The organism is Pseudomonas sp. SBB6 (assembly GCF_024213215.1).
In the GTDB taxonomy this organism is placed as follows: Bacteria; Pseudomonadota; Gammaproteobacteria; order Pseudomonadales; family Pseudomonadaceae; genus Aquipseudomonas; species Aquipseudomonas donghuensis.
This window is the reverse complement of record NZ_JANAVH010000004.1, coordinates 554113-567354: the sequence shown is the minus strand read 5'-3', so window position 1 is coordinate 567354 and position 13242 is coordinate 554113. Positions and strand designations below refer to the sequence as shown.

The 13242-nt window shown below is 64.8% G+C and carries 11 protein-coding genes; 8 read left to right on the top strand and 3 right to left on the bottom strand.

Annotated features, from left to right (window positions below; translation table 11 throughout):
* Positions 1 to 271 precede the first annotated feature (271 nt).
* Positions 272 to 2218: a methyl-accepting chemotaxis protein gene (locus NLX68_RS11360; protein ID WP_254284050.1), complete on the top strand. Its 1947-nt coding sequence runs from the start codon at positions 272 to 274 to the stop codon at positions 2216 to 2218.
* A gap of 114 nt (positions 2219 to 2332) precedes the next feature.
* Here the strand turns inward: NLX68_RS11360 and NLX68_RS11355 are convergent, their stop codons facing one another.
* Positions 2333 to 3610: an acetyl-CoA C-acetyltransferase gene (locus NLX68_RS11355; RefSeq protein ID WP_254284049.1), complete on the bottom strand. Its 1278-nt coding sequence runs from the start codon at positions 3608 to 3610 to the stop codon at positions 2333 to 2335.
* A gap of 117 nt (positions 3611 to 3727) precedes the next feature.
* Between NLX68_RS11355 and NLX68_RS11350 the strand changes: the two genes are divergently transcribed.
* The 7 genes from NLX68_RS11350 (at position 3728) to NLX68_RS11320 (ending at position 10104) form a co-directional block, all read left to right on the top strand.
* Positions 3728 to 5080 (top strand): 3-oxoacyl-ACP reductase, encoded by a 1353-nt coding sequence (locus NLX68_RS11350; protein ID WP_254284048.1) that lies wholly within the window; start codon positions 3728 to 3730, stop codon positions 5078 to 5080.
* Between the two features lies 1 nt (position 5081).
* Positions 5082 to 5936 carry a MaoC/PaaZ C-terminal domain-containing protein gene (locus tag NLX68_RS11345; RefSeq protein ID WP_254284047.1) on the top strand — a complete coding sequence of 285 codons (855 nt, stop codon included), beginning with the start codon at positions 5082 to 5084 and terminating at the stop codon, positions 5934 to 5936.
* Between the two features lie 61 nt (positions 5937 to 5997).
* Complete coding sequence (locus tag NLX68_RS11340) at positions 5998 to 6303, top strand: MazG-like family protein (protein WP_254284046.1); 306 nt, start codon at positions 5998 to 6000, stop codon at positions 6301 to 6303.
* Complete coding sequence (locus NLX68_RS11335) at positions 6300 to 7049, top strand: methyltransferase domain-containing protein (protein ID WP_254284045.1); 750 nt, start codon at positions 6300 to 6302, stop codon at positions 7047 to 7049. Before NLX68_RS11340 ends, NLX68_RS11335 begins: the two co-directional genes overlap by 4 nt.
* Before the next feature lie 23 nt (positions 7050 to 7072).
* On the top strand, positions 7073 to 7699 hold the full coding sequence (locus NLX68_RS11330) for a DUF4136 domain-containing protein (RefSeq protein ID WP_036995569.1): 627 nt from the start codon (positions 7073 to 7075) through the stop codon (positions 7697 to 7699).
* A gap of 19 nt (positions 7700 to 7718) precedes the next feature.
* Positions 7719 to 8279 (top strand): DUF4136 domain-containing protein, encoded by a 561-nt coding sequence (locus tag NLX68_RS11325; protein WP_254284044.1) that lies wholly within the window; start codon positions 7719 to 7721, stop codon positions 8277 to 8279.
* Between the two features lie 100 nt (positions 8280 to 8379).
* Positions 8380 to 10104: a pilus assembly protein TadG-related protein gene (locus NLX68_RS11320; RefSeq protein WP_254284043.1), complete on the top strand. Its 1725-nt coding sequence runs from the start codon at positions 8380 to 8382 to the stop codon at positions 10102 to 10104.
* Here the strand turns inward: NLX68_RS11320 and NLX68_RS11315 are convergent.
* Positions 10089 to 12788, bottom strand: coding sequence for an ATP-binding protein (locus NLX68_RS11315; protein WP_254284042.1), 2700 nt, complete (start codon positions 12786 to 12788; stop codon positions 10089 to 10091). The genes NLX68_RS11320 and NLX68_RS11315 overlap by 16 nt on opposite strands.
* The gene (locus NLX68_RS11310; RefSeq protein ID WP_254284041.1) at positions 12785 to 13228 is read right to left on the bottom strand and encodes a TadE/TadG family type IV pilus assembly protein; all 444 of its coding nucleotides are present in this window, start codon (positions 13226 to 13228) and stop codon (positions 12785 to 12787) included. Before NLX68_RS11310 ends, NLX68_RS11315 begins: the two co-directional genes overlap by 4 nt.
* Positions 13229 to 13242: the final 14 nt, after the last annotated feature.

The following is a 13242-nucleotide window of genomic DNA, read 5'->3' as shown; positions in this document are numbered from 1 at the left end:
TCGGGGGTCCTGTCTGGCCAAACACGTGATTGTTATAGGTCACAGGTCCTGGAACCTGCTTGCCGCTGAAGCAAGACCGCACTGCGTTGTAACGGCAATCCGCCTGACTTGCCATTCTTTTTCTGCCCGATGGCGACCAATCGGTCACAAAAATCGCCAATCATCAATAAATACGGGGGATTCTTCCCGAGTAACACTTTATTTCCAGAGTCCACGGCCGATGTAGTCTGCAGCAGCCTCGTACGTTTACAAGAAAAATTCTGGAGCGCGGATGAACATAAAACAAAAACTGACCTGGGCTTTTGCCGTGATCGCCGGCTTGCCAGTAATCCTGGTCGCTACCCTGGTGGTCCTCAACCTGCGCAGTGAAGCCCGCGAAGGCTTCGTCGACGGCAGCAGCCGCGAGGTCCGCCAGGTGGCCAACGCCATGCAACTGTTCTTCGAAGGCATCAGCCAGAACGTCGACTACCTGGCTGCCCAGCCACTGGTCAGCGCCACCGGCAACGAGCTGAAAAAGTACATGAGCGCAGATGCCGCACAGATCGCCCTGGGCGAACCTGACAAGAAACTCCACGACTTCTTCGCCAGCCTCGCCGCCAGTCATCCCGCCTACTCATATTTGTCCTACGGACTGAGCGACGGCGGTTACGCCATGTGGCCGGGCGACGCGAAAATGGCCAACTACGACCCACGCCAGCGCCCCTGGTACCAGGCGGCCATGGCCTCCCCGGGCAAAACCCTGCGCACCGACGCCTACTACTGGGCCGGTGACGATGCGGTGCTGGTCAGCACCGTGCGGGCAGTGCCCAACCCGCTCGGCAACCCCGGCGGCGTGGTCAGTATCGACGTCTCGCTCAAGCAACTGACCGAGATCGTCAAGCAGATCAAGCTCGGCGAAAGCGGCTACCTGATGCTGCTCGAAGACAACGGCAACGTGCTGGTCGACCCGCGCGATCCGGCGCACAACTTCAAGCCGCTGGGCAGCCTCGGCGAGGGTTATGCGCAACTGGCCAAGGCCGGCAAGGGCCTGGTCGAAGTCGAGCTCGATGGCGAGCGCTACATGGCCAACGTCTGGCCCTCGGAGCAACTGGGCTGGAACTTCATCGGCCTGATCCGCCACGACGAAGTGATGCACACCGCGACCCAGCTGACCTGGCTGGTGGCCGCCATCGCCATCGTGCTGGCGGCGGTGTTTGCCCTGGTCGGGGCCACTTTCGCCAAGCTCATCGTGCGCCCGATCCACAGCGTCACCAGCGGCCTGGAAGGTATCGCCCAAGGTGAAGGCGACCTGACCCGCAGCCTGGACGTGCGCGGCCGCGACGAAACCGCGCAACTGGCCAACTGGTTCAACCAGTTCCTGGCCGCGATCCGCAACCTGATCCAGAGCATCGGCCAGGCGGCGAACAAGATCCTCGCCACCTCCAGCAGCTCGACCCAGGTGTCCCACGACATGGCCGAAGCCGCCGGGCGCCAGCGTGAAGCGGTGGACATGGTGTCAACCGCCTTCCACGAAATGGTTGCCACCGCCAACGAAGTCGCACGCTCCTGCAGCCAGGCCGCCGACTCGGCCGACAGTGGCCAGCAACAGGCCCGCGAAGGCCAACAGCAGATCGATGCGGCGGTGCAGAGCGTCGATCGCCTGAGCCAGGAGATCGAACAGTCGGCGCAGTCGATGCAGCAGCTCGAACGCGACAGCAACGCCATTCAGTCGATCCTCGGCACCATCCGCTCGATTGCCGAGCAGACCAACCTGCTGGCCCTCAACGCCGCCATTGAGGCCGCCCGCGCCGGTGAGCAAGGCCGTGGCTTTGCCGTGGTTGCCGACGAGGTACGGGCGCTGGCCAAGCGCACTGCCGACTCCACCGCCGAGATCGACAACCTGCTCGGCAACCTGGCCAAGCGCACCAGTGAAGTGGCCCAGCAGATGCACGCCAGCCTCGAAGTATCGCAGCAGTCAGTCAGCCGCATTAGCCTGGCGCGCAGCAGCTTCGGGCAGATCCGCGAGTCGGTGGACATCATCCGCGATATGAACACCCAGATCGCCACCGCCGCTGAAGAACAGCACCAGGTGGCCGAAGACATCAACCGCCATATCAGCCAGATCCACGGCGATGCGCAGTTGGTGGCGGAGCTGGCCAACTCGGCGCGCCAGGACTCGCAGAGCCTGGCCGGTTTGTCCAACGAACTGGATGCGCTGGTACGGCGCTTTCGTACCTGACGACTACAGGCGCAGCTCGCCCGGGGTGAAGCCGAACAGGCCCTTGAGCGCGCCGATGTAGGCCGAGGTGGAACGCCAGTCGCCCGGCCCCGGTGGTGAGTCAGCCGGCACGGGTCAACGCTCGATGATCGCCGTCACGCCCTGACCGCCAGCAGCGCAGATCGAGATCAGGCCACGGCCCTTGCCGGCACTGGCCAGCAACTTGGCCATGTTCGCCAGAATGCGCCCGCCGGTGGCCGCGAAGGGATGCCCGGCGGCCAACGAGCTGCCCTTGACGTTGAGCTTGCTGCGGTCGATCGAACCCAGTGGCGCGTCCAGGCCCAGGCGGCTCGTGCAGTACTCGGGGTCTTCCCAGGCCTTGAGGGTGCACAGCACTTGTGCGGCGAAGGCTTCATGGATTTCGTAGTAGTCAAAATCCTGCAGGGTCAGGCCATTGCGCGCCAACAAGCGCGGCACCGCGTAAGCCGGAGCCATCAACAGCCCTTCTTGGCCTTTGACGAAATCCACCGCAGCGGTTTCACCGTCGACCAGGTAGGCCAGCACCGGTAAACCGCGTTCGCGGGCCCAGTCTTCACTGCCCAGCAGTACCACCGAGGCGCCATCGGTCAATGGCGTGGAGTTGCCGGCGGTCAGGGTGCCCTGGCCGCTGCGGTCGAATACCGGCTTGAGGCTGGCGAGTTTTTCCAGGGTCAGGTCGGGGCGCAGGTTGTTGTCGCGGGTCAGGCCCAGGAAGGGCGTAAGCAGGTCGTCATGCCAACCTTCGGCAAAGGCGGCAGCCATGTTCTGGTGACTGCGCAGAGCCAGCTCGTCCTGTTCCTGGCGGTCGATCTGCCAGGTCTTGGCCATCTGCTCGCAATGCTCGCCCATCGACAGGCCGGTGCGTGTCTCTCCGTTGCGCGGCAGCTCGGGTTTAAGGTGGCCGGGGCGCAGCTTGAGGAAGGCCTTGAGCTTGTCGGCGGTGCTCTTGCCACGGTTGGCCTGCAGCAAGATGCGCCGCAAGCCTTCGCTTACCGCGATCGGTGCATCCGACGTGGTATCAACACCACCGGCGATACCGCAGTCGATTTGCCCCAGGGCGATCTTGTTGGCCACCAGCAGGGCGGTTTCCAGGCCCGTGCCGCAGGCCTGCTGCAGGTCGTAGGCCGGCGTTTGCGCTGACAGCCGTGAGCTGAGCACGCTTTCGCGGGCCAGGCTCATGTCGCGCGAATGCTTGAGCACCGCCCCCGCCGCCACTTCCCCAAGGCGCAGGCCATGCAGGCTGTAGCGTTCGATCAGGCCTTCAAGCGCGGCGGTGAGCATCGCCTGGTTGCTGGCGGTGGCATAAGGGCCGTTGGAACGGGCGAAAGGAATTCGATTGCCGCCTATGATTGCGACCCGGCGCAGTGAGCGCATGCGTGCTGTCCTCTTTCTCCCCAATGGTCCGCTACAGCGTAGGTGTTTTTTGCGCATTCGAACGACCAATGGCCAATCATGGTCCACACTTTGAAGCTATTTCAGGGAGAACCGCACATGAGCGACCGCTATATCGACTTCGCCAACTCCAACTTCGGCCGCCGCCTGGTAGGAGCTGTCGGCCTGCCCAGCCCGGCCCGCCTGGAGCGCTGGGAAGCCGGCCGCCTGCGGCCGATCGAAGGCGCCCTGTTGCTCGGCGGCGGGCCGTTGGCAAAGACTGTCGAAGCCTTCGCCAAGCGCCTGACCGACGAGTTGTACAGCTTTGCCAGCCCCGAACTCGAAGCCAGCGAGTGGGTGGCCGGGCTGGGTCCCAAGCTCAAGGCAGTGGTATTCGATGCCAGCGAACTGGGCGATATCGACCAGCTCAAGCAATTGCGCGAGTTCTTCCAGCCGTTGCTGCGCAGCCTGGCGCCCAGCGCCCATATCGTCATACTCGGCCGCGTCCCGGAACAGCTCGATGAGCCGCTGGCGCGCGTTGCCCAGCGCGCCCTCGAAGGTTTCAGCCGCTCGCTGGCCAAGGAGCTGCGCGCGGGCGGCACCCTGCAACTGCTGTATGTCAACCCAGCGGCCGAAGACCAGCTCGAAGGTGCGTTGCGTTTCTTCCTTTCACCGAAAAGCGCGTTTATCTCCGGCCAGGTAGTGCGCCTGGAAGCCTGCGGCGCCGTGGTGCAGGACTGGAGCCGGCCACTGGCCGGGCGCAAGGCGCTGGTCACTGGCGCTGCCCGTGGCATCGGTGCGGCGATTGCCGAAACCCTGGCCCGCGATGGCGCCGAGGTGATCCTGCTCGACGTGCCGCCCGCCAAGGCCGACCTCGAAGCCCTCGCCGCACGTTTGGGCGGGCGCAGCCTGGCCCTGGACATCTGCGCGGCGGATGCCCCGGCGCAGTTGCTCGAAGCCTTGCCGGACGGTATCGACATCGTCGTGCACAACGCAGGCATCACCCGCGACAAGACCCTGGCCAACATGACCCCGGAATTCTGGGACTCGGTGCTGGCGGTCAACCTCAAGGCCCCGCAACTGCTGACCCAGGCGTTGTTCGACAGCGGCGCCCTGCACGACAACGCGCGCATCGTGCTGCTGGCCTCGATCAGCGGCATCGCCGGCAACCGTGGCCAAGCCAACTACGCTGCCAGCAAAGCCGGGCTGATCGGCCTGGCCCAGGCCTGGGCAGCGAAGCTGGCCAAGCGCGGCGCCAGCATCAACGCCGTGGCCCCCGGCTTTATCGAAACCCGTATGACCGCAGCCATCCCCTTCGCCCTGCGCGAGGCCGGGCGGCGCATGAGCTCGCTGGGCCAGGGCGGCTTGCCCCAGGATGTCGCCGAAGCGGTGGCCTGGCTGGCGCAACCGGGCAGTGGCGCGGTCAATGGCCAGGTGTTGCGGGTTTGCGGCCAAGCCGTGATGGGGGCCTGAGATGACCCGTCAATGGATTGAGCTGAGCAGCACCGCGGCGCTCTCCGGGCTATACCTGCGCGCCGCACGCAAACGCAAGATCAGCGGCGACAGCCTGCCGGCCAGCGGCTTGCGCTGCCACCTTGGCGTCGACCCGCAGCAGTTGGAGGCCTACCGCAAACTCTGTCACTTCGGCGACGACGGGCGCCTGCCGCCTACCTTTCCCCATGTCATGGCCTTCGCCTTGCAGATGCAGTTGCTGACCGCCGCGGACTTCCCCTTCCCGTTGCTGGGGCTGGTGCACCTGCACAACAGCATTCGTGTGCTGCGCCCGCTGGGCGGCATCAGTCGCCTGCGTTTCAGCGTATCGGTGGATAACCTGCAGCCGCACGAAAAAGGCGCCACCTTCGAGTTGATCACCGAAGCCGAAGACGGTCTCGGCCTGCTCTGGTCGCAAACCAGCCGTATGCTCTGCCGTAGCCTGAAACTCGCCGGCGAACCGGCAGCTGTCGAAGCGCCCGAAGCCCTGGCCCTGAGCGAACTGACCCGCTGGTACGCCGACAGCGATATCGGCCGGCGTTACGCCAAGGTCTGTGGCGACTACAACCCGATTCACCTGAGCGCCGCCAGCGCCAGGCTGTTCGGTTTTCCCACCGCCATTGCCCACGGCATGTGGAGCAAGGCCATGGCCCTGGCAGCCTTGCGCGGCCACTTGCCGGTCAGCGGCTATGAGCTCGAAGTGGGTTTTCTCAAACCGGTGCGCCTGCCCAGCGAAGTGATCCTCAACGCCAGCCCGACGGCGGCCGAAGGCCAGTTGCAACTCGACGGCCTTGGCGCGCTGGTGCACATGCGCGGGGCCTGGCGGTCATTGCGCTGACAGCGCCCTCTTGCGTTGCAGCGGCGCCCGCCTGAAGCTATGCCGCTTGAGGAGAGCGCCGATGAACCTGCAAGAACTGACCCAACGCCTGCACCGTATTCGCGACACCAACGACTGGCGCGGCTTTCACAGCCCGAAAAACCTGGCCATGGCTGCCAGCGTCGAGATGGCCGAACTGGTGGAAATCTTCCAGTGGCTGACTGAAGACCAGTCGCGCCAATTGCCGCCCGAGCAGCTGGAACACGCCGGCCAGGAAGTCGGCGACATCGTCCTTTACCTGTTGCTGCTGTGCAGCGAGCTGGGCCTGGACATGGAACAGGTGGTCAACAGCAAGTTGGCCGACAGCGAAAGGCGTTTTGCCAAATGAACGACCGTCATTTCGATGAACTGGCTACCCGTTTTGCCGAGAAAATCTACGGCGGCGCCAAGGGCGCGATACGCCTGGCGGTGCTTCAGGCCGACCTCGCCGAAGCCCTGCCCGAGCGCCCCTTGCGCGTCCTGGATATCGGTGCCGGCCTGGGTCATATGGCCCTGTGGCTGGCCCAGCGCGGGCATCAGGTCACCCTGGCCGAACCCGCCGCGCCGATGCTCGACGGCGCCCGCGAGCGCTTTGCCGAAGCCGGCCAGCAGGCCACCTTCATCCAGGCGCCCTGGCAGGACCTGCTCGGCCAGCTGACCGAACCCTATGACCTGGTGCTATGCCACGCGGTGCTGGAATGGCTGGCCGAACCCGAGACCATCCTGCCGGTGCTGCATCAGTTGACCCGCGCAGACGGCATGCTGTCATTGGCGTTCTACAACCGCGACGCACTGGTGTACCGCAACCTGCTCAAGGGGCATTTCCGTAAGTTGCGCAGCAATGAACTGGCCGGCGAAAAGCAGAGCCTGACCCCGCAAAAACCACTTGATCCGCGTACGCTCAAGGCGCAACTTGAAGACTTGTGGCAGGTCGAAAGTGAAAGTGGTGTGCGGGTTTTCCACGACTACATGCCCCGCGATTTCCAGGCCAAGGCCGAACTGTCCGACCTGCTGGAAATGGAACTGGCGCATCGTCGTCATCCGGCCTTCGCCGGGTTGGGCCGCTACCTGCACTGGATCTGTCGACCGCGCTGAACCGCGCCCGCCGGGAGGGTGACATGCCGTACCGTTTGACCCTGGCCCTGCTGGGCCTGGCCCTGGCCGCCTGCCAGGGCAGCAACCCTTATGTCGCCAGCTCCCGCCCGCTGCCACCGGCCCCAGCACAGGCAGCCACGACCTTCGATGCCAGCGCCTACCCCGCAGCTCCCCGCGACTACGCCCGCTACCGCAGTTGGGCCTGGCGCAATGGCCAGCTGCCGGCTGGCAGCACCTATGCCGATCCCGCCCAGCTGGCCGATGCCGTCAGCAATGCCCTCGACCAGCGCGGCCTGCGCCCGGCCCGCAATGGCCAGGAAGGCGACCTGCTGGTCAGCGCCGACCTGCGCCTGGAACGGCGCCTGCGTCAGGTTCGCGAAGATTATTCCGCCTATGACCGCTATCCCTATGGCGGCTATGGCAGTTACGGGCGCTATCACAATGGTTACGGGGTCTACACCAGCGTGCCGCTGGTGCGTACCTACGAAGTCGAGGTAATGGTGGTGCGCGTTGACCTGTATGACGCGCGCGACGGCCAGCCGGTGTGGAGCGCCAGCGCCGAAACCGCCAGCCAGGACTCCCAGGGCAAGCGCGCCGATGCCCTGCGAGAATCAGTGCAAAAGGCGCTGGCCAGCTATCCTCCCAGTTAAAGGCAATCGGAGAACCACCATGTTGCGCCGTCTCGCTTTAGTTTCGTTAATGTTGTTGCTCGGTGCCTGCCAAAGCGGCAACGTCACCCAGGACTTCGATGCCAGCCGCGATTTTGCCGCCTACCGCAGCTGGGTCTGGCAGGAACCGGGGTTGCAATATCGCCCGGATGATCCGCGGATCAAGAGCGACCTCACCGAACAGCGTATCCGCCAGGCGGTGGCCGGCCAGCTTGACCAGCGCGGCCTGCGCCCGGCCCAGGGCAATAGCCGTGGCGACCTCAAGGTCCAGGCCTACCTGATCGTCGAGAACCGCCAGCAACAGATCACCACCCACTATGGCGGCGGTTGGGGCGGCTACTGGGGTGGCTACTGGGGCGGACCGATGTACAACGAAACCCGCAGTGTCGACTACAAGGTGGCAACCATCCAGGTGGACATGTTCGACGCCCGCGACGGCAAGCTGGTGTGGCGCGGCAGTGCCGAGCAGATCATGAACAACTACCCGCCAAGCCCGGAAGAACGCAATACGGCGATCCACAACACCGTCGCCAAACTGATGGGCAACTACCCGCCCCGCTGAGTCTCACAGGCCAGTCGCCATAAAGGCGACTGGCCATTATCTTGGCTACACTCCCTTGCACTGCTGCCCCGCGCGGCCATCGGCCGGCAAAGGAGTGCTCGTGGCTTCTCGCTTTCCAGCACGACAACGTGGCGCTATCGGTTTGATCGCAGCCCTGACCCTGGGCATGGCCCTACTGTTCGTGCTCATGGTGATCGACACCGGCAGGTTGTTTCTGGAGCAGCGCAAACTGCAGCGGGTTGCCGACATGGCGGCGCTGGAGGCCGTCAATGGCAAGGGCACGTGCCTGCCCACTGGCCCGAGCGCGCAGGCCCTGGCGACCCAGGCGGCGACCCGCAATGACCATGCCCCAGGACCCGATCGCAGCCTGCAGGTGGAGTGCGGCAGCCTGCAGACCGGCGCCGCCAGCTTGCGGGTTTTCACTGCCGATGCAAGCAAGGCCGATGCAGTCCGGGTGACGGCCGGCATTACCCTGCAGACCAGTATTGCCGCCGGTATCCGCTCGCTGGTGGCCTCCGCCACCTTTGACCCCAGCACCCGCCTCAGCGCCCAGGCAACCGCGGCCCAGCCCGGTCCGCCGCTGGCCCGCCTGAACATCCGCAGCACCTTGTTGAACATCGACTCATCACGCTCGGCGCAGCTCAACGCACTGATGGGCACGTTGCTTGGCAGCCAGGTCAACTTGAGCCTGGTCCAATGGCAGGGCTTGTTGCAGGCTGACGTCAACCTGCTCAACTACCTCGATGCCCTGGCGATCAAGGCCCAGGTCAGCGCGGGCAACTACACCGAACTGCTGGGCAAGACCGTTAATGTCGGTGAGGCGCTGGCGGTCATGGCCACGGTGGCTGCACAGAACAACCCGCTGGTGGATGTCAGCGGCCTGACCCAGCTCAGTGTCCAGGCCCAGAATGCCGGGGGGATCGCCCTCGGCGATTTACTGGACATCCACAATGGCGGCTCAAGTGCCGGGCTGGACGCCAAACTGCAAGCCCTGCAACTGGTTCAGGGCATGGTGCAATTGGCCAACAGCGCCCATGGCGGCGAAGTCAGCCTGCCGGTCAACCTGCTGGGCCTGGCCAATATCTCGACCCGGGTCAAGATCATCGAACCGCCGCAATTTTCCGCCCTGGGCAATCCGGCCAAAGCCACGACAAACCCCAAAGACCCCGAGCAGATCTATGTCCGCACCGCCCAGACGCGCATCTTGATCAAGGTCGACCTGGGCCCGCTGCTCGGCGGGATCAACCTGGGGATCATCCAGGTGCTACCCAACCCCAGCCTCGACCTGGGCCTGGAAGTTGCCAGTGCCAGCAGCCATGTCACCGGCTACAACTGCGCCTCGGCTGCCAGCAAAAGCCTGACCGTGCACAACGAAGCCGCGGCGGTAAAAGTGTTGATCGGCACCATCGACAGCAACAACTTTTTCTCATCGGTCAAGCCGGTCGATGCCGCCCCGCTGGTGCTGCTGAGGGTGCTGGGCATCAATATCGGGCTGGGCACAAACTCACCGGTCTTCAGCCAGAGCGAAACCTTCACCTACCTCAAACCACCTGAGCTTGAACAGGACTCGGCCAACCACCTGCTCAGCTCGACAAACATCGTGGCCAGTGTCCGCAATACCCTGCAGAGCGTGGAGCTGACCCCGAAGGTTGCGCTGGTCAGCCTGTTGCTCAATACGGTTTCAGGCTTGATCGGCGGTTTGCTGGGGGCGCTGCTCGATCCAATCATCAACAACCTGCTGATGCTGCTGGGCATCGACCTGAACCAGGTGGTGATTGGTGCCAACCTCAGCTGCCACAGCGGTCGCGCTCAACTGATGATCTGAGCCCGTGGCAGCTCGATGCAGAACCGCGCGCCCAGCTCACCATTCTCGACACTCAGGCAGCCGCCCATGGTGTCAATGATGCCGTAGCTCACCGACAGCCCGAGGCCGGTGCCGACCCCCACCGGCTTGGTGGTGAAGAACGGCTCGAAGATGCGTTCGAGCAAACGCGGTTCGATGCCGCCGCCGTTATCCTCGACCCATAGCCGCACCTGCCGCGCATCGCACTCAAGCCCCAGGGCAATCCACGGCTGCAGGTCGCGTTGCTGATCCCGCCGGGCCAGCAGGGCATCGCGGGCGTTGACCAGCAGGTTGATCAGCACCTGCTCCAACTGATCCTGATGACCACTGACCTGCACGTCGTGCTCAGGGGGCTGCACGCGCAGCTCCACACCCTTGCCGCGCAAGCCGTCAGCCAGCAGCGACAAGGCTCCCTCCACCGCCTGCCAGGGCGCGAACAGTTGCTGCTCGACCTCCGAACGCCGGCCGAACACGCGCATGTGATCGACCACCTTCGAGGCACGCAGCACCTGGGCATCGATACGCTTGAGCTTGTCTTGCAGGTAGTCGACCTGGACATCACCGTTTTCCAGACGCTTGAGCGCGTTGACCACGGCCATGCGCATGACGTTGAGCGGCTGGTTGATCTCATGGGCAAGGCCGGTGGCCATTTCACCGAGGGTGGCCATTTTCGCGCTTTGCAGCAGTTGCTGCTGGCTGCGCCTGACGTGCGTGTTGTCGCGGCCCACCGCCTGGACTTCCTGCAGTTGGCCGTGCTCGTCGAACAAGCCGCGGTCAGACCACACCCACCAGGCATGCTCACGCCCGGGCAATTGCAGGCAGATTTCAGCGCTGCTGACCGGCTGCTCCGGGGTCAACCCCGCCAGACGCTCGACAAAGGCCTGGCGCTGCGCTGCGGACATCCACTGGCCGAGGTTCAAGCCGGCCAGTTGCGCGGCTGAACACTCCAGGTAGTCGGCCAGCGGCTGGTTGCCGAACACCAGGTTAAGGTCCGGCCGGTAGCGGCAGATCATCGCTGGCGAATCCTCGACCAGCACCCGATAACGCTCCTCGCTCTGGCGCACTTTTTCCGCAGCCTCGGTCGCCTCGCTGACGTCCAGCCAGATGCCCACCACCTCCACCGGCAGGCCCAGGTCATCACGCAGCAGGCGCGCTTCATCGAGTACCCAGTGATAGCCCCCATGATGATCACGCAGGCGATAGCGGCTGCGGCTCTGGCCTTGGCGCAGCAGCGTGCGGGTACGATCCAGCCACAACGGCTGGTCCTCGGGGTGCAGCCACTGCGCCGGTTGCAGGGGCTCGCCGGCCAGGGGCTGCCAGCCGAGCATTGGCGCCAGGCTGGCACTGCAGAACTCGGTCAGCAACGCGCCTTCGGCGTAGCGCTGGATATAGATCACCGCCGGTGAACTGGCGATCAGGTTTTCCAGGCGCGCCTGGGCTGCGCTGGCCTGCGCCTGCTGGGCCTTGATATCGCTGATGTCGAGTATGAAGCCTTGTACCCGGCGGTTGCTGCCACTGCCGTGCACCTGGCCGCACAAGCGATACCAGCGCGGCTGCGCCTGGGTATCGTGGTCCAGCAGGCGCAGGCTCAACTGCAAGGCACAGCCCTCGCGCTGCAGGTCGCCAAAGGCCAGTTGCGTCGCTTCCCGGTCTGCAGGATGCACGCGGCTGAGCCATTGATTGACCGTCAGCGCCGCAGGCACGCCCAGGCTCTCGGCCAGCGCCGGGTCCAGGTGCAGTTGGGGATCGGCCAGGTGCCATTGCCACCAACCGGCGCCCAGTTGCAGTTGCAGGCTGTCCAGGCGTTCGCTCTGCGCTTGCAACTGATGGGCAGCCAGGCGACCGAGCAGCGGTTCGACAAAGGCCGCAGCAACCAGCAGGGCATCCTGGGCCTGCAGCACTTCTTGCGGCTCGACGCAGACCAGCCAGGCCTGATTGACCTGGCCTTGCGCAAAAGCCAACAGGTAGGTGGACAGCCCCGGCAACAAGGCCTGCAACGCAGGCTCGGTGGTGCTGCTGATCATGCTGGCGGGCAGCTGGCGATCCAGCACCGGCGCCATCTGTTCATCTCGCGGCCAGTGCCGTGCATCGCCGCTGCAGGCATAGGTCTGCCAGCCCTGATCGGTTTGCACCAGCACGCTCGCCCCCAGGGCCCGCCAGTGCCGCACCAGCCAGTTGAGCTGTTCTTCAGCCACCGCTTGCAGGCGTTCGATGCTGCAGGCACGCAGTGCGCAAGCCAGATGCGCCGTCAGGTGTTGCTGGCGCTCGGCAGCCAGCGCTTGCTGACGATGCTGCAGCAGGTCGCCGATATCGAACAGCTGCAGCAACCAGCCGCCACTCTGGGCCAGCAACCAGCCACGGGTGTGCAGGGTGTGACCACCGGCCGCCTTGAAGTCCAGTTCCAGCGACTGGCCTTGCCAGTCGATCGGCTCACCTTCAAGCACCAGCAAGCTGTAGGGCTGCACATAGTCGTGCAGGCGCGCGCTGGGCTGGGTCGGCAGCGCCAGCACCGAACGCAGCGGGCCGGCCAGGCGCAATACCCTGGCCGATGCATCCAGCCACAGTTGCAGGCCTACCGCTGGTACCTCGGGCGCTTGCGGCAATGGCTCCTCGGCCGGCGCCGCGCGCCCACGCCAGCGCTCGAACAAGCCCTGGCCGCCACTCACAGTTGCAGGCTCGCTTCGGCCTTGAGGCTGTCGGGCAAGCGCGGGACTTCACCGATACCCGGCAGGTCCAGCACCGGCAACACCGAGGTCAGCTTGGCTTTGGCGTAATCGATCTTCACTGTCAGCAGCTTGCCGGGGGTGAGCGTGACACTGGCATCGCTGTTGACCTGGAAGTCCAACGACGTCGGCATCCATGCCAGTTGTTCACCGAGCACACGTTTGGCCAGAGCATTGATGTCAGCGCTGTAGGTTGCGCTGGCGGGGTCCAGTGCCACGCAGCGGCGCACCGCTTCGCTGCTGGCCTGGTTGAACGATTGCAGCATCAGCATGGGCAGTCCGTAGCTGAGCACCCCGTAGAAGACCGCGAAGAAGATCACGAATACCGCGACAAACTCGAGGGCTGCCGCGCCTTTTTGCCGCTTGCACAGGCTTGCTTGCATGATCGCGTCTACCC

Bases quoted from the DNA above. Each gene is read 5' to 3' on its own strand.
- NLX68_RS11360 (WP_254284050.1), top strand. From the start codon at position 272: ATGAACATAAAACAAAAACTGACCTGGGCTTTTGCCGTGATCGCCGGC.
- NLX68_RS11355 (WP_254284049.1), bottom strand. From the start codon at position 3,610: ATGCGCTCACTGCGCCGGGTCGCAATCATAGGCGGCAATCGAATTCCT.
- NLX68_RS11350 (WP_254284048.1), top strand. From the start codon at position 3,728: ATGAGCGACCGCTATATCGACTTCGCCAACTCCAACTTCGGCCGCCGC.
- NLX68_RS11345 (WP_254284047.1), top strand. From the start codon at position 5,082: ATGACCCGTCAATGGATTGAGCTGAGCAGCACCGCGGCGCTCTCCGGG.
- NLX68_RS11340 (WP_254284046.1), top strand. From the start codon at position 5,998: ATGAACCTGCAAGAACTGACCCAACGCCTGCACCGTATTCGCGACACC.
- NLX68_RS11335 (WP_254284045.1), top strand. From the start codon at position 6,300: ATGAACGACCGTCATTTCGATGAACTGGCTACCCGTTTTGCCGAGAAA.
- NLX68_RS11330 (WP_036995569.1), top strand. From the start codon at position 7,073: ATGCCGTACCGTTTGACCCTGGCCCTGCTGGGCCTGGCCCTGGCCGCC.
- NLX68_RS11325 (WP_254284044.1), top strand. From the start codon at position 7,719: ATGTTGCGCCGTCTCGCTTTAGTTTCGTTAATGTTGTTGCTCGGTGCC.
- NLX68_RS11310 (WP_254284041.1), bottom strand. From the start codon at position 13,228: ATGCAAGCAAGCCTGTGCAAGCGGCAAAAAGGCGCGGCAGCCCTCGAG.